Below are 26,867 nucleotides of genomic sequence, written 5' to 3' on the forward strand. Positions count from 1 at the left end.
AGCAAACCCGCGCAGCTTTATCCGTTTCACCATGCAAAAAGCACAAAGGCCGCCGTTTGGCAGCCTTCGGTTGAAAGTTAATGTCCCACCCGGCGCTTATCTCCGGCACTCTTAATGGCTTAGCTCTTGAAGGGGCGAAGTCATCATCTCCCATCTCAGCTAGGGGGGCTTAACATTGATTGCTAATTTTATTATTAGCGTGGTAACTAAATGTGTTATGCCACGCCCAGTGCACTTTTCACTTCGTTAGCAATTTTCTCCACCTGCGGACCGTAAATGACCTGCACATCGTGATCGCTGACCCGGTTAACACCGTTGGCGCCAGTGGTCAGCAACGTTTGATCGACCACTTCATTCATCTCTTTCACGCGCACCCGCAGGCGGGTGAAACAGCAATCGACGTCCTCTATATTGGCCTCGCCGCCCAACCCGCTGATGATCACCTTAATACGTTCATCGGCTGTCACCTGCACGGTTTGCGGCTCCTCATCCGATTCTCGTCCAGGCGTTTCCACTCGCATGCGCGTAATGACAAAACGGAAGCCGTAATAGTAGATCGGCGCATAAATCACCCCCAGCGCTACCGTCCACCACCATTGGGTTTTACTGCCACCGAGTATACCGAACACCACCAGATCGATCGCGCCGCCCTGCACGTTGCCGATCATTAAATGCAGCATCGACATCAGCATAAATGACAGGCCGGTCAATAACGCATGCAGGATGTAGAGCATCGGTGATACGAAGATAAAACAGAACTCCAGCGGTTCAGTGATGCCGGTGGTGAAGGAGGTCAACGCACCTGCCATCACCAGCGCTTTAACCCGCTGTTTATGCTCCGGGCGCGCGGTGTGGTAGATCGCCAGTGCAGCAGCAGGCAAGCCGAACATCATCACCGGGATTTTACCCTGAGCCAGGAATTGGGTGGCACTGCGCACCGTCTCATCAGGTATAGCGTCTGGATGGGTGAGCGAAGTGTTGAAGATATTCAGTGCACCAACAATGGTTTGCCCGTCCACGGTCGCCATGCCACCGATAGGGGTGAAACGCACTGTTTCATTGAGTATATGGTGCAAGCCAGTCGGGATAAGCAGACGTTCGCCGGTTCCCAGCAGAAACGCGCCGTACTGGCCGCTTTTCCCAATCATCTTGCCGACCCAGGCAATGCCTTCGCCGATCGTGGGCCAGATGAAGGCCAGCAGCACGCCAATCAGCGGCAAGACGATAACGGTGACGATGGGGACAAAGCGCCGCCCGCCGAAAAAGCTAATCGCCGTCGGCAATGGTTGCGTGTAAAAGCGATTATGCAGTGCCACGGTGACCAGCCCGGCAATCACGCCGCCAAGCACACTCATGTTGTAAGTAAAGATGCCCAGCATCTCGATGTACTCTGCCGAGGTCATCATCGCCGTGGTTTGATCCAGGCCTGCTTGCTGTAAGGCTTCTGGGGTCGTAGTAGCCGCCGTCAGCCCTTTGGCGGCCAGCGTAGCACTGATGCCCACATTCATCACGACATAGCCAATGACTGCCGCAAAAGCCACAGTAGGCTTCTCCGCTTTCGCCAGACCGATGGCGCTGGCAACGGCGAAGAACACGGGCAGATTGGCAAATAAAGCCGCCGCCACTTTGCGGATAAAGCCAATAATCAGCTGTGGCACCTGTAGATTGGCAAAGGCATCACCGGTGACGGCGGGATTCTGCATCGCGGCAGCCAGACCGAGAAAGATACCGGCAGCGGCAATAACGGAGATCGGCATCATTAATGCTTTACCGAAGGCATGAATTTGGCTGGCAAGATTCTTCATGGTGCGCGCCCTTTCATCGATAGAAAGAGCAATTATTAGCCAGTTATTGGATTCTCACGTCGCAGCCCGGTCCTGCCAGCGGATAAAGTTTGAACTGCATCACGCTTCTGCAGGCTTGAACGCGATAAACGCCGCCTATCGCACCATTAAACCAATCAATTAGACAACTTTTGCTGTCAGTCGCACACTTCCTCACAACAGAAGTCATATTCTGATAACAATTCATAAACAATAAGCCTGCAACGACTATGAAATTTAAACGTAAAATTCAGCCTTATCGTGCCGCTGCTGGCGGCTGGGGCTCTTTGGAAGCTACCACCCGTTTCGTCCTTGATAGTAAAGCTGCGCTGAAAAACATGCGCAATTTGATGCGCATGAACAAAGCGCGTGGCTTTGACTGCCCGGGTTGTGCATGGGGTGATGACAACAAGAGCACCTTCAGCTTCTGTGAGAACGGCGCGAAAGCGGTGACCTGGGAAGCGACCCGCCGCGTGGTGGAGCCCGAGTTTTTCGCTCAGCACAGCGTGAGCACGCTTTATCAACAAAGCGACTATTTCCTGGAGTATCAGGGACGCCTGACGCATCCGATGCGCTATAACAGCGCCACCGATCACTATGAACCGATCAGCTGGGATGATGCGTTGGCGATGATCGCCCGTCACCTCAAGGCGATGGACCATCCCGACCAGATGGAGCTTTACACTTCCGGTCGCGCCAGTAACGAAGCCTCATGGCTCTATCAGCTGTTCGGCCGCGTGATGGGCACCAATAACTTCCCTGACTGTTCAAACATGTGCCACGAAGCCAGCGGCACCGGCTTGAAGCGCAGCATCGGCGTCGGTAAAGGCACCATCCGCCTGGATGATTTTGACCACGCTGATGCGATTTTCGTTATCGGTCAGAATCCGGGGACTAACCATCCACGTATGCTGCACAGCCTGCGCCACGCGGCCGATCACGGTGCGAAAATCGTTACCTTTAATACCTTGCGCGAGCGTGGGCTGGAACGTTTTGCCGACCCGCAGAAACCACTGGAAGTCGTCACCTCCATGGCGGGAACCATTAGTTCTGCCTATTATCAGCCCAATCTTGGCGGTGACATGGCAGCGATTCGCGGCATGGTGAAAACTCTGCTGGAAGTGCAACGCGAGCGTTTAGCTGCGGGTGAACCGGGCATCTTCGATCAAGAATTTATCGACGCCAACACCCATGGCATTGAGAGCTATCTGGCTGCCGTGGATAACACGCGCTGGGACGATATCGTGCGTCAATCCGGCCTGAGCGAAGCGCAGATTCGGGAAGCGGCCGCGATCTACCAAAGTGCTGAGCGTGTCATCATTACCTGGGCGATGGGCGTGACTCAGCATAAACACTCCGTTGATACGGTGCGTGAGATAACCAACCTGCAACTGCTGTTTGGACAGCTGGGTAAAAAAGGCGCTGGCCTGTGTCCGGTGCGCGGCCACAGTAACGTGCAGGGGAACCGCACCATGGGGATCGATGAGAAACCCAATAAGCCGTTCCTTGATGCCTTAGGCGCGCATTTCGGCTTCGAACCGCCGCGTGAACACGGTCATAACACCGTTGAAGCGCTGGGCGCGATGCTGCGTGATGAAGTAAAAGTGTTAATCGCTCTGGGCGGCAACCTTGCGGCTGCCGCACCCGATTCCCCGGTGACGGAGGAAGCGCTTCAGCATTGCGGTCTGACCGTGCACATCAGCACAAAACTCAATCGCAGCCATCTGGTGCCGGGCCACGAAGGTTTGATTCTGCCGACGCTCGGCCGTACTGAGCGCGATCGTCAGGCCAGCGGTAACCAGTTCATCACCGTTGAAGACTCTTTCAGCATGGTGCACGCCTCAGAAGGTGTGGGTATTCCTCTGGCAGACACCCAGCGCTCCGAAACCGCGATTGTGGCCGGTATTGCACACGCCACCCTGGGCAGTGACAAGATTGACTGGCTGGGCATGGCCGATGATTACAACGTGATCCGCGATCACATTGGCGCCACCATTCCTGGCTTTGCTGACTTCAATAACAAGTGTGATATTCCGGGTGGATTCTACCTGGGTAGCGCAGCAGCGGAGTTGCGTTTTAATACACCAAGCAAACGGGCGGAGTTCAGCGCGGCAGCCTTGCCAACCTCGCTGTTCCCACAGCTGGGCAGCGAAGTGGAGGTGCCGTTCACGTTGCAAACTCTGCGTTCGCATGACCAGTACAACACCACCATTTACGGCCTCGATGACCGCTACCGCGGCGTGTATGGTCAGCGTGAAGTGGTGTTTATCCACCCGGATGACATGGCGTCACTCGGCTTCAGTGAAGGCCAATTGGTGGATATCGAAACACTGTGGAATGATGGCCTGACGCGTCGTGTGAGTGGCTTTAAGCTGGTGCCGTATAACATTCCGCGCGGTAATCTCGCGGCCTATTATCCGGAAACCAACCCGCTGGTGCCGCTCTCCAGCTATGGTGACGGCAGCGGGACGCCGACCTCGAAATCGGTGCCGGTAAAACTGGCGTTAACCGCCGCTGAACCGACCCAACGTATTGCCTGAGTCGTCAGCGTTATCAGAAGGTAAAAAGCCGCGTAATGCGGCTTTTTAGCCTGTTTTGGCCTTGCCGCGCGCCCCTGATTCGCGTAAAACTGTCCACCGCTCTTAGGCCACGAAACTAAATACATTATGTTCCAGGATAACCCGCTGCTCGCGCAGCTTAAAGAGAAGCTTCACGCGCAAACTCCGCGCGCCGAAGGTGTTGTGAAAGGCACGGAAAAAGGCTTTGGCTTCCTCGAAGTCGATGCCCAAAAAAGCTACTTCATTCCCCCTCCGCAGATGAAAAAAGTGATGCACGGTGACCGTATTTCTGCGGTGATCCACACTGATAAAGATCGCGAGAGCGCCGAGCCGGAAACCCTGATTGAGCCGTTCCTGACCCGCTTTGTGGGCCGCGTGCAGAAGAAGGACGATCGTTTGTCGATTGTGCCTGACCATCCGCTGCTGAAAGAGGCGATCCAGTGCCGCACTGCCCGCGACGTCACCCATGATTTTCAGAATGGCGACTGGGCCGTGGCGGAAATGCGCCGCCATCCGCTGAAAGGCGATCGCGGATTCTATGCTGAACTGACCGAATTCATTGTCACTGCGGACGATCATCTTGCGCCGTGGTGGGTCACCCTGTCGCGCCATAATCTGGAGCGCGAAGCCCCGAACGTTGGCTTCGGCGAAATGCTGGATGAGCACCTGCAGCGCGAAGACCTTACCGCGCTGAACTTCGTCACCATCGATAGCGCCAGCACCGAAGATATGGATGATGCGCTGTATGTTGAAGAGCAGGCTGACGGCAATCTGCAGCTGACCATCGCGATTGCCGATCCGACCGCTTACGTAGCGGAAGGTAGCGAGCTGGATAAGCTGGCTTCAAAGCGCGCGTTCACCAACTATTTACCTGGCTTCAACATCCCTATGCTGCCGCGCGAACTGTCTGATGACATCTGTTCGCTGCGCCCAAATGTGCGTCGTCCAGCGCTGGCCTGTCGCGTGACGCTCACGGCAGACGGCAGCGTAACGGGTGAAGTGCATTTCTTTGCGGCCTGGATCGAATCCAAAGCCAAACTGGTCTATGACGAAGTGTCAGACTGGCTGGAAAACGCCGGTAGCTGGCAGCCAGAGAATGAGGCGATCGCCGGGCAGATTCGCTTGTTGCATCGTGTGTGTCTGGCGCGCAGCGAGTGGCGTCAAACTCACGCGCTGGTGTTCAAAGATCGCCCTGATTACCGCTTTGTGCTGGGTGAAAAAGGCGAAGTGCTGGATATCATTTCTGAGCCACGTCGCATCGCCAACCGCATCGTTGAAGAATCGATGATTCTGGCTAACGTCTGCGCGGCCAAAGTGCTGCAGGAGAAGCTGGGCTTCGGTATCTATAACCTGCACACCGGCTTCGATCTGGCAAACGCAGAGCAAGCTGCTGGCGTGCTGGCCGGTCACGGTATTACCGTGGATCCTCAGGCGATCACCACGCTGGAAGGTTTCCGCCAGCTGCGTCGTGAACTGGATGCCCAGCCAACGCAGTACCTCGACAGCCGCATTCGTCGCTTCCAGAGCTTCGCTGAAGTCGGCACCGAACCGGGTCCGCACTTTGGTCTGGGCCTCGAAGCCTATGCGACCTGGACATCGCCGATTCGTAAATTCGGCGATATGATCAACCATCGCCTGCTGAAAGCCATTGTGCGCGGCGACAGCATTGCCCGTCCAAAAGACGAGTTCACCGCCATTATGAGTGAGCGTCGTCGCCTGAACCGCATGGCCGAACGTGATGTGGGTGACTGGCTGTATGCGCGCTTCCTCGCGCCCTCTGCCGGGACCGATCGCAAATTCAGCGCCGAGATCATCGACGTGTCTCGTGGCGGTATGCGCGTACGTCTGCTGGAGAACGGCGCCGTTGCCTTTATCCCTGCCCCGTTCATCCACGCGGTGCGTGATGAACTGGTGTGCTCACAAGAGAGCGGCACCGTGCAGATCAAAGGCGAAGTCGCTTATCGCGTGACCGACATTATCGACGTGACCATCGCCGAAGTGCGTATGGAAACCCGTAGCGTGGTGGCGCGCCCGGCTGCCTGAGCATGAATATCTGCGGGATAACAGCCGTTATCCCGCATTTTTCCCCCTAAGTTTTATCTGTTGTTAAATTTGCCTTCCGCTTCACACTTCTGATTCGAATCCCTGTCGTTAACAATTCATTACATTACTTTTAACTTGTTGTATCCGATCGCCTATTTTCCCGGTCTCTACAAGGAGTTAACTCATGAACAACGTCAAAACCGGATTGATCTGGTTAGCGGTGGCGTTAATTGGTGCGGGTGCGTTTGCCATGCTGGCGCTCAACCGTGGCGAACACGTCAACGCCGTCTGGCTGGTTATTGCGTCCGTTGCCTGCTACAGCATTGCTTATCGCTTCTACAGCCTGTTTATCGCTGAACGTATTTTCGAACTGGATGATCGTCGCCGCACGCCTGCAGAACGGCTGAATGATGGTCTCGATTATGTGCCCACTAACAAATGGGTGCTGTTTGGCCACCACTTTGCGGCGATTGCCGGTGCAGGTCCGCTGGTTGGCCCAATCCTCGCGGCGCAAATGGGCTTTCTGCCTGGCACCATCTGGATTCTGGTCGGCGTGATGATGGCCGGTGCGGTGCAAGATTTCCTGATCCTGTTTATCTCCACGCGCCGCGATGGTCGCTCGCTCGGCGAAATGGCACGTCAGGAGCTGGGTTCGTTTGCGGGCGTGGTCACCATGCTCGGTGCGCTTGGCGTGATGATCATCATCCTTTCAGCGCTGGCGCTGGTGGTGGTGAAAGCGTTAGCCAACAGTCCGTGGGGACTGTTTACCATCGCCGCAACCATTCCAATCGCGCTGTTTATGGGCGTGTATATGCGCTATCTGCGCCCCGGCAAGATCGCTGAAGTGTCGATTATCGGCTTTGTGCTGATGATGGCGGCGATCATTTACGGTGGCGATGTGGCTGCCGATCCTTATTGGGGACCGCTCTTCACACTGAAAGGCACCGAACTGACCTGGGTGCTGGTGATCTATGGCTTCGTCGCCTCTTCGCTGCCGGTGTGGCTGCTGCTGGCTCCGCGTGATTACCTGTCAACTTTCCTGAAGATCGGCGTCATCATTGGTCTGGCAATTGGCATTGTGTTTGCGATGCCGGAACTAAAGATGCCGGCAGTGACCAAATTTATCGACGGTAGCGGTCCGGTGTTCTCGGGTGCGCTGTTCCCGTTCCTGTTTATCACTATCGCCTGTGGCGCCATCTCCGGTTTCCATGCGCTGGTCTCCAGTGGCACCACGCCAAAACTGGTGGAGCGTGAAAGTCATATCCGATTCATCGGCTATGGTGCGATGCTGATGGAATCCTTCGTGGCGATCATGGCGCTGATATGTGCCTCGGTGCTCGATCCGGGCGTCTATTTTGCGATGAACTCACCCGCAGCACTGATCGGTACCACCGTTGAGAGCGCTTCGCAAGTGATTAACGGCTGGGGCTTTGTCGTGACGCCGGAGATGCTGAGCGGTATCGCGCGCGATGTGGGTGAAAGTACTGTCCTCTCGCGGGCAGGTGGCGCACCAACCTTCGCCGTGGGGATGGCGCACATCATCACCGAGGTATTTAACAGCCGGGTGATGATGGCGTTCTGGTATCACTTCGCCATCCTGTTTGAAGCGCTGTTTATCCTGACGGCGGTCGATGCCGGTACCCGCGCCTGTCGCTTTATGGTGCAGGATTTGGTTGGCACCGTGGTGCCCTCCATGGCCAACAACCGTTCCTGGCTGGGCAATATGGCGGGCACCACGGTGGCCGTAGCCGGATGGGGCTTCTTTGTCTACCAGGGTGTCGTCGATCCGCTGGGCGGCATCAATACCCTTTGGCCGCTGTTTGGCATTGGCAACCAGATGCTGGCCTCAATGGCGCTGATTCTCGGCACCGTGGTGCTGTTCAAAATGAAGAAACAGCGTTACGCGTGGGTGACGATTTTACCGACCGCCTGGCTGTTTGTGACCTCCATGACCGCCGGTTGGCAGAAGATTTTCCACGAGAAGCCCTCCATTGGCTTCCTTGCGCAAGCCAACAAGTTCCGTAAAGGAATTGATGAGGGGGTGATTATCGCCCCGGCGAAAACCGTGGCGGACATGCAAACCATCGTGTTTAGCAATCAAATTAACGCGGCCCTGTGTGGCTTCTTTATGCTGGTGGCCGTCACCATGTTGATTGCAGCGTTCTTTGTTATTCGCCGTGCCCTGGGCAGTCAGGTACCTACCACCCATGAGTCCGAAGTCTCCCTGCGTGAGGAGGTGCGGAATGTCTGAGTCCATTCATCGCTGGAAAAAACCGATTGGTGTCTGGCACATTCAGCATTGCTTACCGATCACACCCCAGGCCACCGGGCAAACTCTTAATCGCTGGCAACAAATATGGCAGGGACTGAAGCAAAGTTTTCGCTTAATGGTTGGCGTTCACGACTATCAAACTTATCTGAAGCATATGCGTGAGCACCATCCCGGGCAAACGCCGATGGATGAGCGAGCCTTTCATCGCTACTGCCTTGAGGCCCGTTTTCCCAGCCAGGCAGGCAAGCTCGGCAAGTGTCCTTGCTGACATTTTTAAGCCCCGATTTTCGGGGCTTTTTCGTGCCATTCTTTAGTGAAAACAAAAATATATTTGGTTTGCATCTTGTGCTAACGCAGGAGGTTGAATACTGTTGCTAAAATAATGAGATACCGCCTGCTCAGCATTTCCCCGGAGGAAGTTTCCATGACCGATGAACAAGGGCAAACGTTGCTATACACCCTGTTTGGCACAACCAGCCCTCATTGGCGTTTAACTTCAGATAGCGATGCTTTGCATTTTGCCGAAGATGAGAATGCCAATACCAATTTGGCGGTTCCATTAACCCCCGCGCAGGCCAGTTTGCTGCGTGCGATGACGGTGATCACCTCCAGTATCAACCTGACCCTCTCCCTGCGCGGTGCGCCGGTGCCTATGCACTTTGTCGGCCGCAAGGTCAACCAATCAACATGGGCCGGCACCTCTTCTGCCTGGGGTGATACCTCCTCCGTAGCGCGTGATTTAACGCTGGGTTTATCCTTCGCTGAACAAGTGGTCTCCGAAGCAAATTCGGTGATTGTGATCCTCGACCAACGCGGGAATATTCAGCGATTCAATCGCTTAAGTGAAGAGTACACGGGTCTGAAAGAGCAGGAAGTGATCGGCCGCAACGTGTTTCAACTGTTCATGACCAAGCAGGAAGCGCAGGCTTCGCGACGCAACATTTCGGGTTTCTTCCGCGATGGCAATTCTTATGAAGTGGAACGCTGGATCAAAACCAAAAAAGGCCAGCGACTGTTTCTGTTTCGTAATAAGTTTGTGCACAGTGGTAGTGGGAAAAATGAAATTTTCCTCATCTGTTCTGGAACCGACATCACAGAAGAGCGACGTGCTCAGGAACGCTTACGCGTCCTCGCAAATACTGATACGGTGACCGGTTTACCGAACCGCAATGCCATCCATCAACAGATTAGTCTGGCACTGGAATTAGCCAATGGCAGTCAAACTGGCGTGGTTTATCTCGATCTGGACAATTTTAAGAAGGTCAACGACGCCTACGGCCATATGTTTGGCGACCAACTGCTGCAAGCGGTCTCCCTCGCCATTCTCAGCTGTCTGGGCAAAGATCAGACGCTGGCCCGTCTTGGTGGGGATGAGTTCGTGGTACTGGCAGAACATACCAGCCAGGCTGCGCTGGAAGCCATGGCATCACGTATTCTTGAGCGCCTGCGTCAACCGTTCCGCGTCGGTTTGATCGAAGTCTACAGCGGCTGCTCGATTGGTATCGCCCTGGCCCCGCTGCACGGCGAGGATCGGGAAAGTCTGATTCGCAACGCCGATACCGCGATGTATCACGCCAAAGAGAATGGGCGCGGTAAATTCTGCGTGTTCGCTAACGAGATGAATCAGCGTGTTTTCGAATATCTCTGGCTTGATACCAACCTGCGTAAAGCACTGGAGCTGGAGCATCTGGTGGTGTACTACCAGCCCAAATTAGATCGTGACGGCGAAGTGCGCAGCGCAGAAGCATTGGTGCGCTGGAATTCCGTCGAGCGCGGTCTGGTGCCGCCTGGCGACTTTATCTCGTATGCTGAAGAATCGGGCCTCATCGTGCCGCTCGGCCGCTGGGTGATGCTGAACGTTCTGCAACAAATTATTCAGTGGCGCAGCGAGGGAATTTACCTGCGCGTTGCCGTTAATGTTTCGGCTAAACAATTGATTGACCAAAGTATCTATACCGATTTAAAGCAGGCGCTGAGCGAAGCCGGCCTCACGGATTGTCCCATTGATATCGAGCTCACCGAAAGCTGCCTGATTGAGAACGAAGCCGGTGCACTCACGCTGATGAAGCAGTTCCAGGAACTGGGGGCTCAGGTTCATCTTGATGACTTTGGTACAGGTTATTCCTCGCTTTCTCAGTTGGCTCGCGTTCCCATTGATGCAATCAAACTGGATCAAAGTTTCGTACGTAACATCAACAAACAACCGGTGTCGCAATCTTTGGTCCGTGCCATTGTCGCCGTGGCCAAAACCCTCGATCTGCAAGTCATTGCGGAAGGGATTGAAACCAAAGCTGAGGAGAAGTTTGTGATGACCAACGGTGTCGATGGGCGTCAGGGTTATCTTTATGCAAAACCAATGCCCGCAGAACAGCTCGGGCATTGGCTGGCTAAGCATCCTGCCCGCGTTTAAAGCTGCTCTCGATTATCCGGCTTTGCGCAGGGATGCGCTATGACGGTTCTGTAGTTGCACCAGTCGTTCCATGTAAGCAATGTCTTTAGGCTCCAGTGTAAAGGCGTAATCCACCCAGTCTTCCGTAATATCCATCAGCTCGGCACGCGAGAGTTGCAGTACGCGCTGGCGCGCTTTCAACATGGCACGCACACCATTCAGCTTCGGACGTAGAGTATCGATAAAGGTACGCGTGGTACGATAAGCATCACCTGGCTGGAAGACTTTATCTACCAGACCGCGCGTCTCATACCACTCTGCGCTATGCGATTCCCCTTCACAGATCAGCTCTTCGGCCAGTTTCATGCCGGAACGCCGTGCCACCAGTGAATAGCCGCCCATGCCAGGGAACAGATTGAACGCGATCTCCGGGAACCCCATCCGTGCAGAGTTCTGCGCCAGAATGAAGTGATGGGCCAGCGCGGCTTCAAAGCCACCACCCAATGCACTCCCTTCAATCATCGCCAGCGTCACCGCTCCGGTATCAAAACCCCGCGCTGCCGAATGGATGCAATCCACGCAGGCACGCGCATAGGCCCGCAGCGCTTCACGACGGTTGTTACGAATGCACTCTACAAAGAAACGCAAATCGCCACCGGCGTTGAACATCTGCGGCACCAGCGAACCCGTCACCCAAAAATCAATCGGCAAACCCGAACGCTGAGCGGCATAGCTCAGATTCATGATCTCCTCAATTAATTCGTGGTTGAAACTGGGGCGCGGTTGGGCACGCAGCATCATCCACATGGTGTGTCGACCCTCTTCATAGTAGGCCGCCAGCTGGGTGGTTTGTCCGACTTCGGTAAACAATCTGCAAGTTGGTTGGTTAATTACTGTCATAGTCTCATCCTCTAGTTATGTGATGCGTTAAACGCAACATCAGCGTAATCCAGAGTGAGGCCAGACCAAATGTGAGATTGATTTATAAAGTAAAATCCAGAGATATCCCCGACCATGGGGTCGGGGAAAGATAAGCAGGCTTACTTGATGGCAGCGCGCTGTCCTACCGCCACATGAGAACGCTTAACGCGTTTTGAATAGACGGCGGTAATAATCGGTACTAATACAGAAGTCACAATAACGGATGTCGCCACCAGTGCGGTGGCTGCGGGAGCGACCGGTTTAAACTGTGGCAGCATCTCGGCAATCAGCACCGGCGTCGCCACTGCCGCGCCTGCGGTACTGGATGCTGCAATTCCAGCCGTGCCATCACCACCACCAATCAAGCGATCGGCAATAATGAGTGGGATACCGGTGATGATGATGACGGCAACACCGAGCAATACGCCCAATAAACCGGTTTGTGCGATCACGGCCAAATCGATGGTGTTACCCAAAGCGAAGGCAAAAAACGGAATCAAAGTATGTACGGCTTTGCCGAAGAACTCGCGCAATTCCGGGTCAAGATTGCCAAGCGCGAAACCGACAATAAAGGGCAACACCGCGCCAACAAACACGTGTGGCTCAAACGAAGCAATGCCAGCGGTTCCCAAAATCACCATGGTCATCAGCGGACCCGATTCCAGCGACATCAGCACAAACGCGCCAGCTTCTTCTTTTGAACCGTATTGCTGCATGATGGAGGCATAAAGGCCGCCATTGGTCATGTCCATCGCAGCAACCAAAGCTAGCGTGGATAAACCAGCAAACATACCGACTTCTACGCCATTTTCCGGCATCATGCGGGATGCCACGGCAGCCACGACCCAGGCAACGGCGATTTTGGTTAATACCAGGGTGCCGGATTTACGCAGCACGGTTCCGGTTGCGCTGAGTTTGATCGATGCCCCCATGCAGAAAAACCATACCGCCAGAATCGGCACAGTGCCCGTCATCAGGCCGTTAGTAAAAGAGCCAAAGTATTTTCCTGCGCCGGGTGAAAACGTGTGGCAAAGCGCGCCCAAAAACAGCGGGATTAACATCATACCGCCTGGAATCTTATCGATTGCACGTTTGATATGCATAGTTGTGTCACCTTTACTGAGCCAGAAGGAGGTACGTTATCGTTCGCCGGATGGCATGGCAGGCAAGATAACCACTGGCAGTCAGGGAAAAAGTGATCGAATCGATATTAATGAAACGGTGTTTTATTTTTATAGATTTGACATTTCTTTTTTATGATATGCATCGCCATACCAGCGCTAAATAGCAAAAAATTAAGGCGCCCTCAGGCGCCTCAATGAAGTTTCAATGTTTAATTCTGCCCGTACCATGCATTCTTGCCATGCTTACGCAGATAATGCAGATCGAGTAAATTCTGCGAAATCGGAGGCAATTCGCTGCGCAGTTGTTCGGTGTGAAGTGCCATGTAAGCCACTTCTTCCAGCACCACCGCACTGTGCACAGCTGCATCCGCGTCTTTACCCCAGGCAAAGGGGCCGTGCGAGTTGACCAGCGCAGCAGGAATGTCGGTGGGTTTAATGCGGCGTTGCGCAAAGCTTTCGATAATCACCTGCCCGGTGTTCCATTCATACTCTTGCTGTATCTCTTCACGCTTCATCGCACGCGTACAGGGAATGGTGCCGTAGAAATCATCCGCATGTGTTGTACCCAGAGCCAAAATGTCGCGTCCGGCCTGCGCCCAGATTGTGGCGTGGCGTGAATGGGTATGTACGATGCCACCAATCTCCGGCCAGGCAAGATACAGCGCGCGATGGGTGGCCGTATCGGATGACGGACGTAGCGCCCCTTCCACCACTTTGCCGCTGGCTAACTCCACCACCACCATATCGTCGCGCTGCATATTCTCGTATTTCACGCCCGAAGGTTTGATCACCAGCAGACCATGGTCGCGGTCAATGGCGCTAACGTTGCCCCAGGTGAAAGTGACCAGGTTATAGCGCGGTAAGTCAAGGTTGGCTTCCAGCACCTGCTGCTTGAGCAATTCCAGCATGATTATTTCTCCTGCGAACTGTGATAGCTGAATTGTGCTGAACAAGCAGAGAAAACGTTATGGATCGAATCGCTGTAAAAGCAGCGGAAAGTCGCTGAGACCGAAGAAGTGTGGCGTAAATTAAGAATTTTCTATCCTGGAGGAATTTAGCTCTGCTTCAGCTGGCTAAAGTCAGGAGCGGTACGGTTTCCACCGGTTAATTCGCCCATTAAAGCGCTGTACGCGGGCATCAAAGTGAACAATGAATGACACGCAGGGATGACGTACTTCGTTGCGCAACATCTATACTTACAAGGTTGCCTCTGTACATACAATCAAGGAGAAAGAGATGACGACAACAATGAAACGTATGACCGTTGCGGTATTAGCTGCCACCCTGGTTGTTGCCTTGAGTGGTTGTTCGAACTGGTCAAAACGCGACCGTAATACCGCCATCGGGGCGGGTGCGGGTGCAATCGGTGGTTCTGTCCTGACTAACGGGAGTGCACTGGGTACAGTGGGTGGTGCAGCCGTTGGCGGTATTATCGGCCATCAGGTTTCTAAATAACGATAAAGATTCAGGCTACGCAGCGCATCTACAGCATCACGGGCCGCACAGTGTGCGGCCCGTTTTTATTAACCACCGGCTAATTTAACCTTCATGCCTTTGGCTTCAAGTAGTGCTTTCAAGAGATCACGTTTATCGCCTTGAATCTCGATCACGCCATCTTTGAGTGACCCACCACAACCACATTTTTTCTTCAGTTCTGCTGCCAGCTTGTTGAGCGCATCGTCATCCAAATCGATACCGGTAATCAGGCAGACGCCTTTGCCTTTACGGCCGCTGGTCTGGCGTTGAATGCGCACTATGCCGTCCCCTTGCGGGCGCGGCGCTTTTTCTTCTTCCTGTGCGATTCGGCCAGTTTCAGTGGAGTAAACCAGTCGGTTGTCCTGAGCCATTAGACCTCCTGTAAACTTTGCAGGATAGTGTGCAGCGTTGCAGCCGGATCATTGGATTGGGTGATCGGACGCCCAATCACCATGTAATCCACGCCAGCCAGTTTTGCCTGCTGTGGCGTCATGATACGGCGTTGATCGCCCGCATCACTGCCTGCCGGACGAATACCTGGGGTCACCAGTGCGAAATCCTGACCTAACACCTGTTTAAAGTGCTCAGCTTCCTGAGCGGAACAGACCACGCCATCCAGGCCACACTCACGCGTCAGGCGAGCCAGACGTTCCGCCTGCTGAGCGGGAGAAAGCGTAATGCCGAGACCTCTGAGATCGTCTTCATCCATGCTGGTTAATACGGTTACCGCAATCAACAATGGCGCATCTTTGCCAAAAGGCAGCAGCGCTTCACGAGCCGCATTCATCATCCGCGCCGCGCCACTGGCGTGAACATTAACCATCCACACACCGAGATCGGCAGCCGCGGCTACCGCGTGCGCGGTTGTATTCGGAATATCATGAAACTTCAGATCGAGAAAAACGTCAAAACCACGCGACTGCAGTGTTTTCACCAGTGACGGGCCAAATAGCGTAAACATCTCTTTGCCGACTTTCAGGCGGCACTGGCTCGGGTCAATGCGGTCCACAAACTGCAGTGCGCTGTCGAGATTATGATAGTCGAGCGCCACCAGAATCGGTGAAGTGGTTACAGGCATAACGTTTCCTCAAAGGCAGGCACCCGCGGGCGCAATGGACAAACGGCAAGCATTCTACCCGTGCATGCCCTTCCCGACAATCTCACAGCGCGCTTTAAACCGATGATCGACCGAAGGCTGCACAGTGCCACGACTCCCTCTAAGAATTCAAAATCATAGTATGTTGTAACTATAATGCGGTTATAATAAAAAAACGGCCGTTACTGGCCGTCAAGTCCGCGGATTGGTTTCACAGAAGACCATGCGCGGCAGGATGGGCAATGCCAATAAAGCGCATGCGCGGTAAATCCGCACTTTTGGCAGCGGTAGCGTGGTTTGGTGCGAATCTGTTCGCCCACCATATCGCGCAGCACCATCAGGCTCTCTTTGGCACGACCGTCTTCTGCTTCATGCAGGTGGAAATCCATCAAGCGATGGAACACGCGCATGGTCGGATGGCGCTGTAACTGGCGATTAATGTATAACTGCGCCGCTTCAGGCCCCTGCTGCTGTTCGAGGATATCAGAGAGGTAAAGTTCAGCGGCCGCGCCGGTATTCTCCTCAACGCAGCGTTGTAAAAATTGCGCCCAATCTTCAGGCTGATTCAGTCGCTGATAGCAGGTTTCGAGCATCGATAAGGTTTCGCTCACCAGCTCTTTATCTTGATCCAGTACGCGCTGCAGGCGGGCCGTTGCTTTAGCGTATTCGCCCTGCTCCATAAAGATGCGGCCCATCATAATGGAAACGCGCGCGCTTTGGTGATCGGCCGATTCACCCTTTTTCAGTAAGCTCATGGCGCGATCAAGATCGTCACTGCTCAACGCCTGAAGCGCAAGCTCGCAGTAGAAATGGGCAATTTCGCCCTTGTGCTTCTCTTTGCCGAGCTTGACCAATCTTTCCGCCACTTCGATGGCTTTCTGCCAGTCACTGGTTGCCTGATGAATCTGTATCAGCTGTTGCAGCGCACCGATACGGAAGTCGGTTTCATCAATAAGCTGGCTAAACATGTCCTCGGCGCGATCGTAAAACCCGGCGGCCATGTAATCGCGTCCCAGTTGCTGGATAGCCAACAGGCGCTGTTCATAGCTCAGGGAAGCGCTTTCCATCAGGGATTGGTGGATGCGAATGGCGCGATCAACTTCGCCGCGTGAACGGAACAGATTGCCGAGCGTCAGGTGAGCTTCAACTGTGCCGCTGTCCTCCTTCAGCATATCCAGAAAGAGATCGACAGCTTTGTCCTGTTGATTGGAAAGCAGGAAGTTTACGCCGGCAACGTACTCACGTGACAGACGATTGGCTTCCTGTTGCTTATCCTGATGTGCACTGCGACGGCCCATATACCAGCCATACGCCGCAGCAACAGGGAGAAGCAAAAACAGCAATTCAAGCATCGAAACTTAATCCCGACGACCAGCAGTAGAAGAATTTGTCACAGCCGTTGATTGTTCGTTCTGCGCCTGCATGCGTTTCAGCTTGCGCTGCGCGTGAGCGAGAGAAACACGTATCCGCAACCAGAAAAGACCGCAAATTGCCCATCCAAGCAGGAATCCGGCACCAAACAGGCTCGCCAGCAATGTGGAGATGCGGAATTCACCCTGCGCCAGCAGATAGTTAAAAGTGACGATTTGGTCGTTATGCGCTCCAAGCGTGACGGAGATGATAAAAATGACCAAAACCACGAGAAAAATCAGCAAATATTTCACAATGCGTCCTGTCGTGAGGTTATCCAGTAGAAGTATGCCAAAAAAGTGCCGCCGATGCTGCTTATCAGCACATCACTTAGCGCATTTTCCGTAAGCGCAATCAATCATATGGGGGCGCGCGCAGAAATTACAATCCATCATCACGCTGCTTAATCTCCTGCTGCTCTTCGCGCGGCACCGTAAGCGGGCCACAAAAACGCTGCGCCAGCCATGTGGCAACCGTAACCAGCAGCCAGGAAATCAGTGTGGCCACCACCAAATCGCGCGGCCAATGCATACCCAGCAGTAAACGACTGCCCATGACCATGGTAGCCCAGGAAAACAGCACGACCACGGTCACGATGTGGCGCCTTGGCCAGAGTAAGCCAATCACCAGCAGCGCCCAACTGGCAGCAAACATGGTATGTCCGGAAGGAAAGGCAAAGCCGGTTTCAAACGCCCAGTGTTTTTTTAGCCATTGCGGCAACTGAGTGTCGTTAGCCACTAAAGTCGACACCAACTGACTGCGCCCCTGACGGTTTTGCTGATAAAACGCCCCTTCATCAATACCGTAGCTCTTCTCCAGCCAAACCACATAGGGACGGGGTTCCTGCACCTGCTCTTTAATGAAAGATTTGGTGTACTGACCAGCAAGAATAGCGCCGTTCATGAAGAGGATCAGTAAAATGGCGGGTTTAAGCCGGAAGCGTAAGCACCATAAAACCCAGGCGCTGAGGATAACGCTGGTCAAAATGCCCCATGGGCTGGTGACGGTTTCGGTCATCCAAAAGAGTACCTGTAAAAACGCGCTACTCTCACCTGGCTGCCATTGCCAGCCAGAGAGCCAGACAGCAACTGGCATGATTAATAACAAAAGCATTCCCAGGGTGGTGCGCTGCGCAATTTTTAACATCCGTTTCCTTTTAGATCCGCTGATATTCGCGTGGCTGGCATAACTTTAGCTGAAAAAAGAATAACATACCCGTTGCAGCTTAGATAATTGTGCTTTATCACTACAATAACTCTGACTGATTAACGGCCCGGGTACAGGTTGTGGCACAATATTGTCAGTTTTGTCGGGCCAATCGGGCCCGTGCGTTGTCATGATGATAGCGCATCCTCTGAAGGTTCTGGAGAGTCACATGCAGCTTAAACGGGTAGCAGAAGCCAAACTGCCCACGCCATGGGGAGATTTCCTGATGGTTGGTTTTGAAGAACTGGCAACCGGCCAGGATCATGTCGCGCTGGTTTACGGTGATGTTAGCGATCACAATCCAGTGCTGGCCCGCGTTCACTCCGAGTGTCTTACCGGTGACGCACTGTTCAGCCTGCGCTGCGACTGTGGTTTTCAGCTGGAAGCGGCGCTCACCGCTATCGCTGAAGAAGGTCGTGGCGTGCTGTTATATCACCGTCAGGAAGGCCGTAATATCGGTCTGCTGAACAAGATCCGCGCCTATGCTCTGCAGGATAAAGGGTACGATACGGTGGAAGCGAATCATCAACTGGGATTTGCCGCTGATGAGCGTGATTTCACCCTGTGTGCCGATATGTTTAAACTGCTGGGCGTCAATGAAGTCCGCCTGCTGACGAACAATCCACGCAAAGTCGAGATTCTGAGCGAAGCGGGAATTAATATTGTTGAGCGCGTGCCATTAGTGGTCGGGCGCAACCCCAAAAATGCCCACTACCTTGATACCAAGGCGGAAAAAATGGGTCATCTGCTGCCAAAAGCGTAACGCAGAAAGCAAAAAGCCGGGAAATCTCCCGGCTTTTTCTTTAGTTCAGCATATTACGTATCACATAATGCAATATGCCGTCGTTCTGGTAATAGGTCAGCTCATTGCCGGTATCGATACGACACCGGGTTTCCAGCGTCTCTTTTTTACCATCGACGCGCGTCAGGGTGACATTCACAGTACAACCCGGTTTCAACTGGGAAAGGTTTTCGACATCAATAAACTCCTCCCCGGTTAATCCCAGTGTTTTGCGCGTGACGCCAGCAGGGAATTCCAGCGGCAGGATCCCCATGCCGATCAGGTTAGAGCGATGGATACGCTCGAACGACTCAGAAATAACCACGCGCACACCTTGTAAACGTGGGCCTTTCGCAGCCCAGTCGCGGCTGGAACCTGAGCCATACTCCTTCCCGGCGACCACTGCCAGTGGCACACCTTCGGACTGATACTTCATGGCAGCATCGTAGATCGCCAGCTGTTCATTGCTGGGGAAGTGTTTGGTGTATCCCCCTTCCACGCCCGGCACCATTTCATTACGAATACGAATGTTGGCAAAGGTCCCGCGCATCATCACTTCGTGGTTACCACGACGCGAACCGTAGGAGTTGAAATCGGTGCGCTCAACACCATGCGACAGCAAATAGCGTCCAGCAGGACTTTCCGCTTTGATGCTGCCCGCTGGCGAAATATGGTCGGTGGTGACAGAGTCACCCAGCATTGCCAGAATGCGCGCGCCTTTAATATCCTGGACAGGCTCCGGTGTTTTGCCCATATCGTCAAAGAACGGCGACAGGCGGATGTATGTCGATCCCTCATCCCAGTCATAAGTCGCGGCTTCACTGACTTTGATTTGCTGCCACTCAGGCGTACCGTCGAAGACCTCGGCGTATTCCTTATGGAACATATCACTGGTCACTTTCTGCACTGCGGCGGCGATCTCTTCTGGTGATGGCCAGATATCCTGCAGAAAGACATCCTTGCCCTGCCGGTCCTGCCCGATGGGATCGTTCTGCAGGTTGAGTTTCATGTTACCGGCAAGTGCATAAGCCACCACCAGCGGTGGCGACGCCAGCCAGTTAGTTTTCACCAGCGGATGGATGCGCCCTTCGAAGTTTCGGTTACCCGACAGCACAGCACCGACGGTCAGATCGCCCTCTTTAATCGCGCTTTCAATTTCATCTGGCAATGGGCCCGAGTTACCGATGCAGGTGGTACAACCATATCCCACCAAATTGAAACCTAATTCATCCAGATAAGGTGTCAGTTGAGCCACCGCGAGATAATCCGACACCACTTTTGATCCCGGTGCCAGCGAGGCTTTCACCCAGGGTTTGCGCATCAAGCCACGCTCAACCGCATTTTTCGCCAGCAGGCCCGCGGCCATCAAGACGCTGGGGTTGGACGTATTAGTACAAGAGGTAATGGCAGAAATGACCACCGCGCCATCTTCCAGCTGATAGCTATCGCCGGTCTCGCTGTCGCGATACGTGACGGTCTTGTGCGCTTTCTGCGCATGATTAACTTCAAGTTCGTTGCTGGCATCAAAGGCGGCGGGTACATCACCTAAAGAGACGCGATCCTGCGGTCGTTTTGGACCGGCAAGACTGGATTCAACATCTGCCATATCCAGCGCCAGTGAGCTGGTAAACCGTGGTTCGTCGCCCGGATTTCGCCACATCCCTTGTTGCTTCGCATAAGCTTCAACCAGCTCGACTTGTTCTGCATCGCGCCCGGTCAGCGTCATGTAACTCAGCGTAATCTCATCGATGGGGAAGAAACCGCAGGTTGCACCATATTCCGGTGCCATATTGGCGATAGTTGCGCGATCGGCCAACGGCAAATCGGCCAGGCCATCACCGTAAAATTCCACGAACTTACCCACCACACCATGCTTGCGCAGCATTTGCGTCACAGTTAAAACTAAGTCGGTCGCGGTGATGCCGGGACGCAGTTTGCCGGTGAGTTTGAAACCGACAACGTCGGGGATTAACATAGAAACGGGTTGCCCTAACATAGCGGCTTCGGCTTCAATACCGCCAACACCCCAGCCTAATACGCCCAACGCGTTGATCATCGTGGTATGGGAATCTGTGCCGACTAAGGTATCAGGATAAGCGACATCTTTGCCTTCTAGCGTTTCATGCCAGACGGATTTCCCCAGGTATTCCAGGTTAACCTGATGGCAGATACCGGTGCCGGGCGGCACTACGCGGAAACGATTAAACGCTTTTTGCCCCCAGCGCAGGAAAACGTAGCGTTCGTGGTTGCGCTCCATCTCCAGACGCACGTTTTCTTCGAAAGCATCTTCATCACCAAAATGGTCAACGGTCACCGAGTGGTCAATTACTAAATCGACCGGTGATAAGGGGTTAACTTTGGCCACATCGCCGCCGAGGCGTTTTACCGCTTCACGCATCGCCGCCAAATCCACTACCGCTGGCACACCGGTAAAGTCTTGCATCAACACGCGTGCTGGGCGATAGGCAATTTCCCGATCGGCATGGGCATCTTTCTGCCAGCCAACCAATGCCTGAATATCTTCAGCCGTCACCGAATCCCCATCCTGCCAGCGCAGTAGGTTTTCCAGCAACACCTTCATGGATTTGGGTAAGCGATCGATATTGCCCAGTTGCTGGGCGGCTTTAGGCAGGCTGTAGTAGTGATATTTTTTTGCCCGAACGTCCAGCGTATCCTGACTTTGCTCCCGTAACGTTAACGACATAGCTCCTCCTTTAATGGGCCTCTCTTTTAAACCTCAATAACCGCAAGGTTTAGCTTAAAGATAGACCACATTTTCGTTAACGATTTGATAACAACACGAAATGACACATAAAGGCACAAACAAAAATGCCCCGACGTTTGTCGGGGCATTAATAAAAGTCAGTACAATTTGAGTTATTGGATTATATCATTGCCCACACGGCCGCAGCCCAAAATGCAATGGAAAAGGCATAAACGCCAAACCATGAAAAAGTCGTGGTATTCATTGAGTCGCTCCCTCCCGTATTCCGGGCAAAAAAAAGTCCACCGTCTTCAGCGTTGTACTGATGACACCGTTTTTTTAGAGCTGAGTGTTAAAGGACGGGCTTTTAAAATGCCCACCGGATAATCCGGTAAAGAAAGGAATAGATGTCTATATATAGAACAAAACGCAGACTGCGTTATTTCGACTTCGGATCCATGAAAGATTCGATAAAGTTACGCTGGTTGTCACTCAGTTCCCACGACGCAGGAATCGCCACAGGCTGTTCAGCGCTCTTGACTTCTTTCGCTTTGCACGTTGACGTGTTCGGCTGACGCGCAGAAACCGGAGACTTACGGCTGAGTGTATTTGCCCACATGGCTTAACCCCACATACGCCAGATCATCAATGCCACCACTACCCAGAACAGTGCTGAAGCAGCGAAGACGGTCAACCAAGCCTTGCGACGCACGTTACCAGAGCGCTCAACCTTGGCAGTTTTAGTACGAAAATCTTGTTGTACAGTCAGTCTTGTATTCATAGTTTTTGATAATCACTCTCAATAAAACGATTGTTGATAACGATTAAGATTTAGGACGAATCCTAAACTTGTTAAGTCCGAAAATCCAGTTATTTTTATTGAGCACAACGATTAACACTATTTATCAAAACCCAAAAGATTGATGAGATAAATTTAATTACTGATCAAGCTATTCATCTAATACATACATTGTAAATTTGGGTTAAAACAAATTTAGTACCATTCTAAATTTGAGTTTAATTTAAAGATCCCCACGAAAAGGCCTTTCTCATCAGTTGATAACTGGAGTATGGGAATATTCCTGGCGGTCCGCAAAGCGGCAGCGTCAATTTTGTGTACTGTTTCTCATTTAATGACTAACAATGAAAAAACATGTGATCGATGTTTCATTTACAAAAAACTAATGAAGTTTTTTGAGAATCTTGTGGCGCTAACCAGAGAGAATTTCACAAGATGCCCACTGGACACCTCGTGAAAATAATGAGTTAGGGGATTATTTGAAAGGTAACTTGATATCGCGGAACATCGCTTCGATATCTTCATTAGAACGTAATGCGACCGCGGCATCCACGACATCACGCGTCAAATGCGGTGCGAAACGTTGAATAAAATCATACATATAGCTTCGCAGGAATGTGCTGCGCCTAAAGCCAATTTTGGTTGTACTATTGGTAAAAATTTCTGATGCTTCGATTCGCACCAAATCCGGATCGGAAACCGGATCCACTGCCATACTGGCAATCACACCTACCCCTAAGCCCAGACGCACATACGTTTTGATCACATCAGCGTCGGTGGCCGTAAAGACAATACGCGGCGTTAATCCTGCACGGTTAAATGCGGTATCCAGCTCTGAACGGCCGGTGAAGCCAAAGGTGTAGGTCACGAGCGGGAAATCAGCCAGCTCTTCAATCGTCACATTCGATTTGCCTGCTAGCGGATGGTCTGGCGTCACGACAATGGCGCGGTTCCAGTGATAGCACGGCAACATAATCAGGTCGTCGTACAGATGCAGCGCTTCGGTCGCGATCGCAAAGTCAGCATTGCCCTTCGACACGGCTTCAGCAATTTGCGTTGGCGATCCCTGATGCATATGCAGCGATACGCGTGGGTAACGCTCGATGAAGCCTTTAATCACGCCAGGCAAGGCATAACGCGCCTGAGTATGCGTGGTCGCCACATACAGCGAGCCTTTGTCGGGCCAGGTATGCTCACCCGCGACAGATTTAATCGCATCGACCTTCGATAACACTTCACGTGCTATCCGGATGATCTCTTCACCCGCAGGCGTTACCTGAGTGAGATGTTTCCCGCTACGCGCAAAAATCTGCACGCCGAGTTCATCTTCCAGCATACGCACTTGCTTACTGATACCCGGTTGCGAGGTATAAAGACCTTCAGCGGTGGAGGAGACGTTGAGGTTGTGATTAACCACTTCAACGATGTAACGCAACTGCTGCAATTTCATAGTTATATCTTCCCGGTAGCGACAGAGGGTCATTCCCTGCAGGCGTGTTTCCGCCTTGATTAAGGGTTGAGGAGGGAAAGCGTGTCAGCGAAACGAAAAAAAGCTATAACCACTATATCAGTTAAAGAAAGAATGTAGAACGATTAGCTATAAGGATGAGGAAAAGGCCAGCAGATGCTGGCCTTGAGGGGAATTACTTCTTCGCTTCCTGCCACTTACCGTCGATATAGAACATCGACCAGCCTGTCGCTTTGCCCTCCTTCTCGGAGGAAACATACTGCTGCTTAGTTTTACGGCTAAAACGCACTAACGTTTTATTGCCTTCCGGATCCGCCGCTGGCGCTTCCGCCAGGTATTTCAGCTTCTCTGGCAGACGGTCAGCAAAACGTTGCAGCTCTTCCACCAGCGGCGCACGCGTTTCACGCGATTTCGGGAAGGTGTTGGCCGCCAGGAATACCCCTGCCGCACCGTCACGCAATACAAAGTAGGCATCTGATTTTTCACATGCCAGCTCAGGCAACGGTACCGGGTCTTCCTTCGGTGGTGCAACTTCACCATTGCGCAGAATCTTGCGAGTATTTTTACACTCGTCGTTGGTGCAGGCCATGTATTTGCCGAAGCGCCCCATTTTCAGGTGCATTTCGGAACCACACTTTTCACACTCTACGATCGGGCCGTCATAACCTTTGATGCGGAATTCGCCCTGTTCGATTTCGTAGCCGTCACATTCCGGGTTGTTGCCACAGACGTGCAGCTTACGCTGATTGTCGATCAGGTAGCTGTCCATCGCGGTGCCACACTTCTGGCAACGACGACGGGCACGCAACGCATTGGTTTCAGCATCATCGCCTTCCAGTACGTTAAGAACCTCATTTTCCGGAATCAGATTGATGGTCTGTTTGCAGCGTTCTTTGGGTGGCAGCGCATAACCGGAGCAGCCGAGGAATACGCCGGTACTGGCGGTACGGATACCCATTTGGCGGCTACAGGTCGGGCAGTCGATCGAGGTCAGCACCATCTGGTTCGGCTGCATGCCGCCCTCTTCTGGCTCTTTCTCGGCCTGACCTAACTGCTGACTGAAATCGCTGAAGAAGGAATCCAGCACCGCTTTCCACTGCGCTTCATTATTGGCGACCTGGTCAAGGCTGTCTTCCATGCGCGCGGTGAAGTCATAGTTCATCAGTTCACGGAAATTCTGTTCCAGACGATCGGTGACAATTTCACCCATCTTCTCAGCATAGAAGCGGCGGTTTTCTACCCGCACGTAACCGCGATCCTGAATGGTGGAAATAATTGAGGCATAGGTCGATGGACGGCCAATACCCCGTTTTTCCAACTCACGGACTAAGGAAGCTTCGCTGAAGCGGGCTGGCGGCTTGGTGAAGTGCTGGCTTGGCATCAGCTCCTTCAGGTCAAGCATGTCGCCGACATTGACCGGTGGCAGCGTCAAATCTTCATCGTTTTTACGCAGCGCTGGCATCACTTTTGTCCAGCCATCGAAACGCAAAGTGCGGCCTTTCGCTTTCAGTTTAAAGTCTGCTGCACCCACCGTCAGGGTGGTGGAGTCATACTGCGCCGGCACCATCTGGCAGGCCACAAACTGACGCCAGATCAGCTGGTACAGTTTCTGCGCATCAGCTTCCATATCTTTCAGCTGTTCTGCCTGGATGTTGACATCCGAAGGTCGAATCGCTTCGTGAGCTTCCTGCGAATTCTCTTTACTGGCGTACGTGATTGGCGACTCTGGCAGATACTTCTTACCAAAACTCTTCTCCACAAAGCCGCGTGCCATCGCCACCGCATCCTGACTCAGGTTGGTGGAGTCAGTACGCATATAGGTGATGTGACCCGCTTCGTAGAGACGCTGCGCCATCATCATGGTTTTCTTCACGCCAAAACCAAGACGAGTACTCGCCGCTTGCTGCAGCGTCGAGGTAATAAAAGGCGCAGAGGGTTTGCTGCTGGTCGGTTTGTCTTCACGATCCAGCACTTCGTAACGCGCTTTTTCCAGCACGGATACCGCAGCATGAGTTTGCTCGCGATTAACCGGACGGAACGCTTTATCACCCTGATGCGTGACCTGCATTGCCAGCGCGTCGCCTTTCGGCGTAGAGAAATCCGCATCGATTTCCCAATACTCTTCCGGCACGAACGCTTTGATTTCGTGCTCGCGCTCAACCACCAGTCGCACAGCCACAGACTGAACACGACCCGCCGACAAGCCACGGGCAATTTTCTTCCACAGCAGCGGGGAAACCATATAACCCACCACGCGGTCCATAAAGCGACGCGCCTGCTGCGCATTAACACGTTCAATATTCAGTTCGCCCGGTTTTTCAAACGCCTGACGAATCGCATTTTTGGTGATTTCGTTGAACACCACACGGCTAAACCGCTTGTCATCGCCACCGATCACTTCCCGCAGGTGCCAGGCAATGGCCTCCCCTTCGCGGTCAAGGTCCGTTGCGAGGTAGATGTGGTCAGCATCGGCGGCAAGGCTTTTCAATTCGGCTACGACTTTTTCTTTACCCGGCAGAATCTGATAGTCCGCTTCCCAGCCATGCCAGGGATCGACCCCCATGCGGCTGACCAATGCGGCCTTCTCATCCTTCTTAACCTTTTTTCCTGTTTTCGCCTTTTCCCCGTCGGTAGTTTTACGGGCAGTTGAACCGCTGGTCGGCAAATCACGGATATGACCGACGCTGGATTTCACCACGTAGTCATTACCGAGGTATTTATTGATTGTTTTGGCCTTTGCCGGGGACTCAACGATTACGAGTGCTTTACCCATATGTACCTTTACCTAATTGAAACG

Annotated in this window: 21 protein-coding genes; 7 read left to right on the top strand and 14 right to left on the bottom strand. The window is 53.1% G+C overall.

The window, feature by feature from the left end; all coding sequences use genetic code 11:
• Positions 1 to 215: 215 nt before the first annotated feature.
• Entirely contained in the window at positions 216 to 1,805 is a 1,590-nt protein-coding gene (locus tag FD737_RS12120) for a PTS transporter subunit EIIC (RefSeq protein WP_160833597.1), read from the bottom strand.
• A gap of 248 nt (positions 1,806 to 2,053) precedes the next feature.
• Between FD737_RS12120 and FD737_RS12125 the strand changes: the two genes are divergently transcribed.
• From FD737_RS12125 to pdeR, 5 genes are all read left to right on the top strand, one after another.
• Entirely contained in the window at positions 2,054 to 4,363 is a 2,310-nt protein-coding gene (locus FD737_RS12125) for an FdhF/YdeP family oxidoreductase (protein WP_160833598.1), read from the top strand.
• 126 nt (positions 4,364 to 4,489) lie between these two features.
• Positions 4,490 to 6,424, top strand: coding sequence for an exoribonuclease II (locus FD737_RS12130; RefSeq protein ID WP_160833599.1), 1,935 nt, complete (start codon positions 4,490 to 4,492; stop codon positions 6,422 to 6,424).
• A gap of 184 nt (positions 6,425 to 6,608) precedes the next feature.
• Complete coding sequence (locus FD737_RS12135) at positions 6,609 to 8,675, top strand: carbon starvation CstA family protein (protein WP_160833600.1); 2,067 nt, start codon at positions 6,609 to 6,611, stop codon at positions 8,673 to 8,675.
• A complete protein-coding gene (locus FD737_RS12140) occupies positions 8,668 to 8,964 on the top strand; it encodes a YbdD/YjiX family protein (protein ID WP_160833601.1) in 297 nt (98 codons plus the stop codon). The genes FD737_RS12135 and FD737_RS12140 overlap by 8 nt, the downstream gene beginning before the upstream one ends.
• A gap of 156 nt (positions 8,965 to 9,120) precedes the next feature.
• A complete protein-coding gene (gene pdeR, locus FD737_RS12145; RefSeq protein WP_160833602.1) occupies positions 9,121 to 11,106 on the top strand; it encodes a cyclic di-GMP phosphodiesterase in 1,986 nt (661 codons plus the stop codon).
• Between the two features lie 12 nt (positions 11,107 to 11,118).
• Here the strand turns inward: pdeR and FD737_RS12150 are convergent, their stop codons facing one another.
• From FD737_RS12150 to araD, 3 genes are all read right to left on the bottom strand, one after another.
• Entirely contained in the window at positions 11,119 to 11,985 is an 867-nt protein-coding gene (locus FD737_RS12150) for a crotonase/enoyl-CoA hydratase family protein (RefSeq protein ID WP_034821448.1), read from the bottom strand.
• 140 nt (positions 11,986 to 12,125) lie between these two features.
• Positions 12,126 to 13,109, bottom strand: a complete 984-nt coding sequence (gene kdgT, locus FD737_RS12155; protein WP_038646709.1) for a 2-keto-3-deoxygluconate transporter — start codon at positions 13,107 to 13,109, stop codon at positions 12,126 to 12,128.
• 230 nt (positions 13,110 to 13,339) lie between these two features.
• Complete coding sequence (gene araD / locus FD737_RS12160) at positions 13,340 to 14,038, bottom strand: L-ribulose-5-phosphate 4-epimerase (RefSeq protein ID WP_097117009.1); 699 nt, start codon at positions 14,036 to 14,038, stop codon at positions 13,340 to 13,342.
• 328 nt (positions 14,039 to 14,366) lie between these two features.
• Here araD and osmB point away from each other — a divergent pair, with 328 nt between their 5' ends.
• Positions 14,367 to 14,585 (top strand): osmotically-inducible lipoprotein OsmB, encoded by a 219-nt coding sequence (gene osmB / locus FD737_RS12165; RefSeq protein ID WP_034821457.1) that lies wholly within the window; start codon positions 14,367 to 14,369, stop codon positions 14,583 to 14,585.
• Positions 14,586 to 14,653: 68 nt separating this feature from the next.
• Here osmB and yciH read toward each other — a convergent pair whose 3' ends face one another.
• The 5 genes from yciH to pgpB form a co-directional block, all read right to left on the bottom strand.
• The gene (gene yciH / locus FD737_RS12170) at positions 14,654 to 14,977 is read right to left on the bottom strand and encodes a stress response translation initiation inhibitor YciH (protein WP_097117008.1); all 324 of its coding nucleotides are present in this window, start codon (positions 14,975 to 14,977) and stop codon (positions 14,654 to 14,656) included.
• Positions 14,977 to 15,684: an orotidine-5'-phosphate decarboxylase gene (gene pyrF / locus FD737_RS12175; protein ID WP_160833603.1), complete on the bottom strand. Its 708-nt coding sequence runs from the start codon at positions 15,682 to 15,684 to the stop codon at positions 14,977 to 14,979. Before pyrF ends, yciH begins: the two co-directional genes overlap by 1 nt.
• Positions 15,685 to 15,884: 200 nt before the next feature.
• Positions 15,885 to 17,054 (bottom strand): lipopolysaccharide assembly protein LapB, encoded by a 1,170-nt coding sequence (gene lapB / locus FD737_RS12180; protein ID WP_058959800.1) that lies wholly within the window; start codon positions 17,052 to 17,054, stop codon positions 15,885 to 15,887.
• A gap of 6 nt (positions 17,055 to 17,060) precedes the next feature.
• Positions 17,061 to 17,366 (bottom strand): LapA family protein, encoded by a 306-nt coding sequence (locus FD737_RS12185; protein ID WP_038646699.1) that lies wholly within the window; start codon positions 17,364 to 17,366, stop codon positions 17,061 to 17,063.
• Positions 17,367 to 17,493: 127 nt separating this feature from the next.
• A complete protein-coding gene (gene pgpB, locus FD737_RS12190) occupies positions 17,494 to 18,258 on the bottom strand; it encodes a phosphatidylglycerophosphatase B (protein ID WP_160833604.1) in 765 nt (254 codons plus the stop codon).
• 229 nt (positions 18,259 to 18,487) lie between these two features.
• Here pgpB and ribA point away from each other — a divergent pair, with 229 nt between their 5' ends.
• Positions 18,488 to 19,081 (top strand): GTP cyclohydrolase II, encoded by a 594-nt coding sequence (gene ribA, locus FD737_RS12195; RefSeq protein ID WP_034821474.1) that lies wholly within the window; start codon positions 18,488 to 18,490, stop codon positions 19,079 to 19,081.
• 40 nt (positions 19,082 to 19,121) lie between these two features.
• Here ribA and acnA read toward each other — a convergent pair whose 3' ends face one another.
• The 5 genes from acnA to topA all read right to left on the bottom strand — a co-directional run bounded on the left by acnA (position 19,122) and on the right by topA (position 26,843).
• Positions 19,122 to 21,803, bottom strand: a complete 2,682-nt coding sequence (acnA, locus tag FD737_RS12200; RefSeq protein ID WP_160833605.1) for an aconitate hydratase AcnA — start codon at positions 21,801 to 21,803, stop codon at positions 19,122 to 19,124.
• 439 nt (positions 21,804 to 22,242) lie between these two features.
• Positions 22,243 to 22,422, bottom strand: a complete 180-nt coding sequence (locus tag FD737_RS12205) for a hypothetical protein (RefSeq protein WP_097117004.1) — start codon at positions 22,420 to 22,422, stop codon at positions 22,243 to 22,245.
• Between the two features lie 3 nt (positions 22,423 to 22,425).
• Positions 22,426 to 22,584 (bottom strand): YmiA family putative membrane protein, encoded by a 159-nt coding sequence (locus tag FD737_RS12210; protein ID WP_071845610.1) that lies wholly within the window; start codon positions 22,582 to 22,584, stop codon positions 22,426 to 22,428.
• Between the two features lie 493 nt (positions 22,585 to 23,077).
• Entirely contained in the window at positions 23,078 to 24,052 is a 975-nt protein-coding gene (gene cysB / locus FD737_RS12215; protein WP_034821485.1) for an HTH-type transcriptional regulator CysB, read from the bottom strand.
• 193 nt (positions 24,053 to 24,245) lie between these two features.
• A complete protein-coding gene (gene topA / locus FD737_RS12220; protein ID WP_160833606.1) occupies positions 24,246 to 26,843 on the bottom strand; it encodes a type I DNA topoisomerase in 2,598 nt (865 codons plus the stop codon).
• Positions 26,844 to 26,867 lie beyond the last annotated feature (24 nt).

Origin of the sequence: Pantoea sp. Seng (assembly GCF_009829935.1) — a bacterium.
In the GTDB taxonomy this organism is placed as follows: Bacteria; Pseudomonadota; Gammaproteobacteria; order Enterobacterales; family Enterobacteriaceae; genus Pantoea; species Pantoea communis.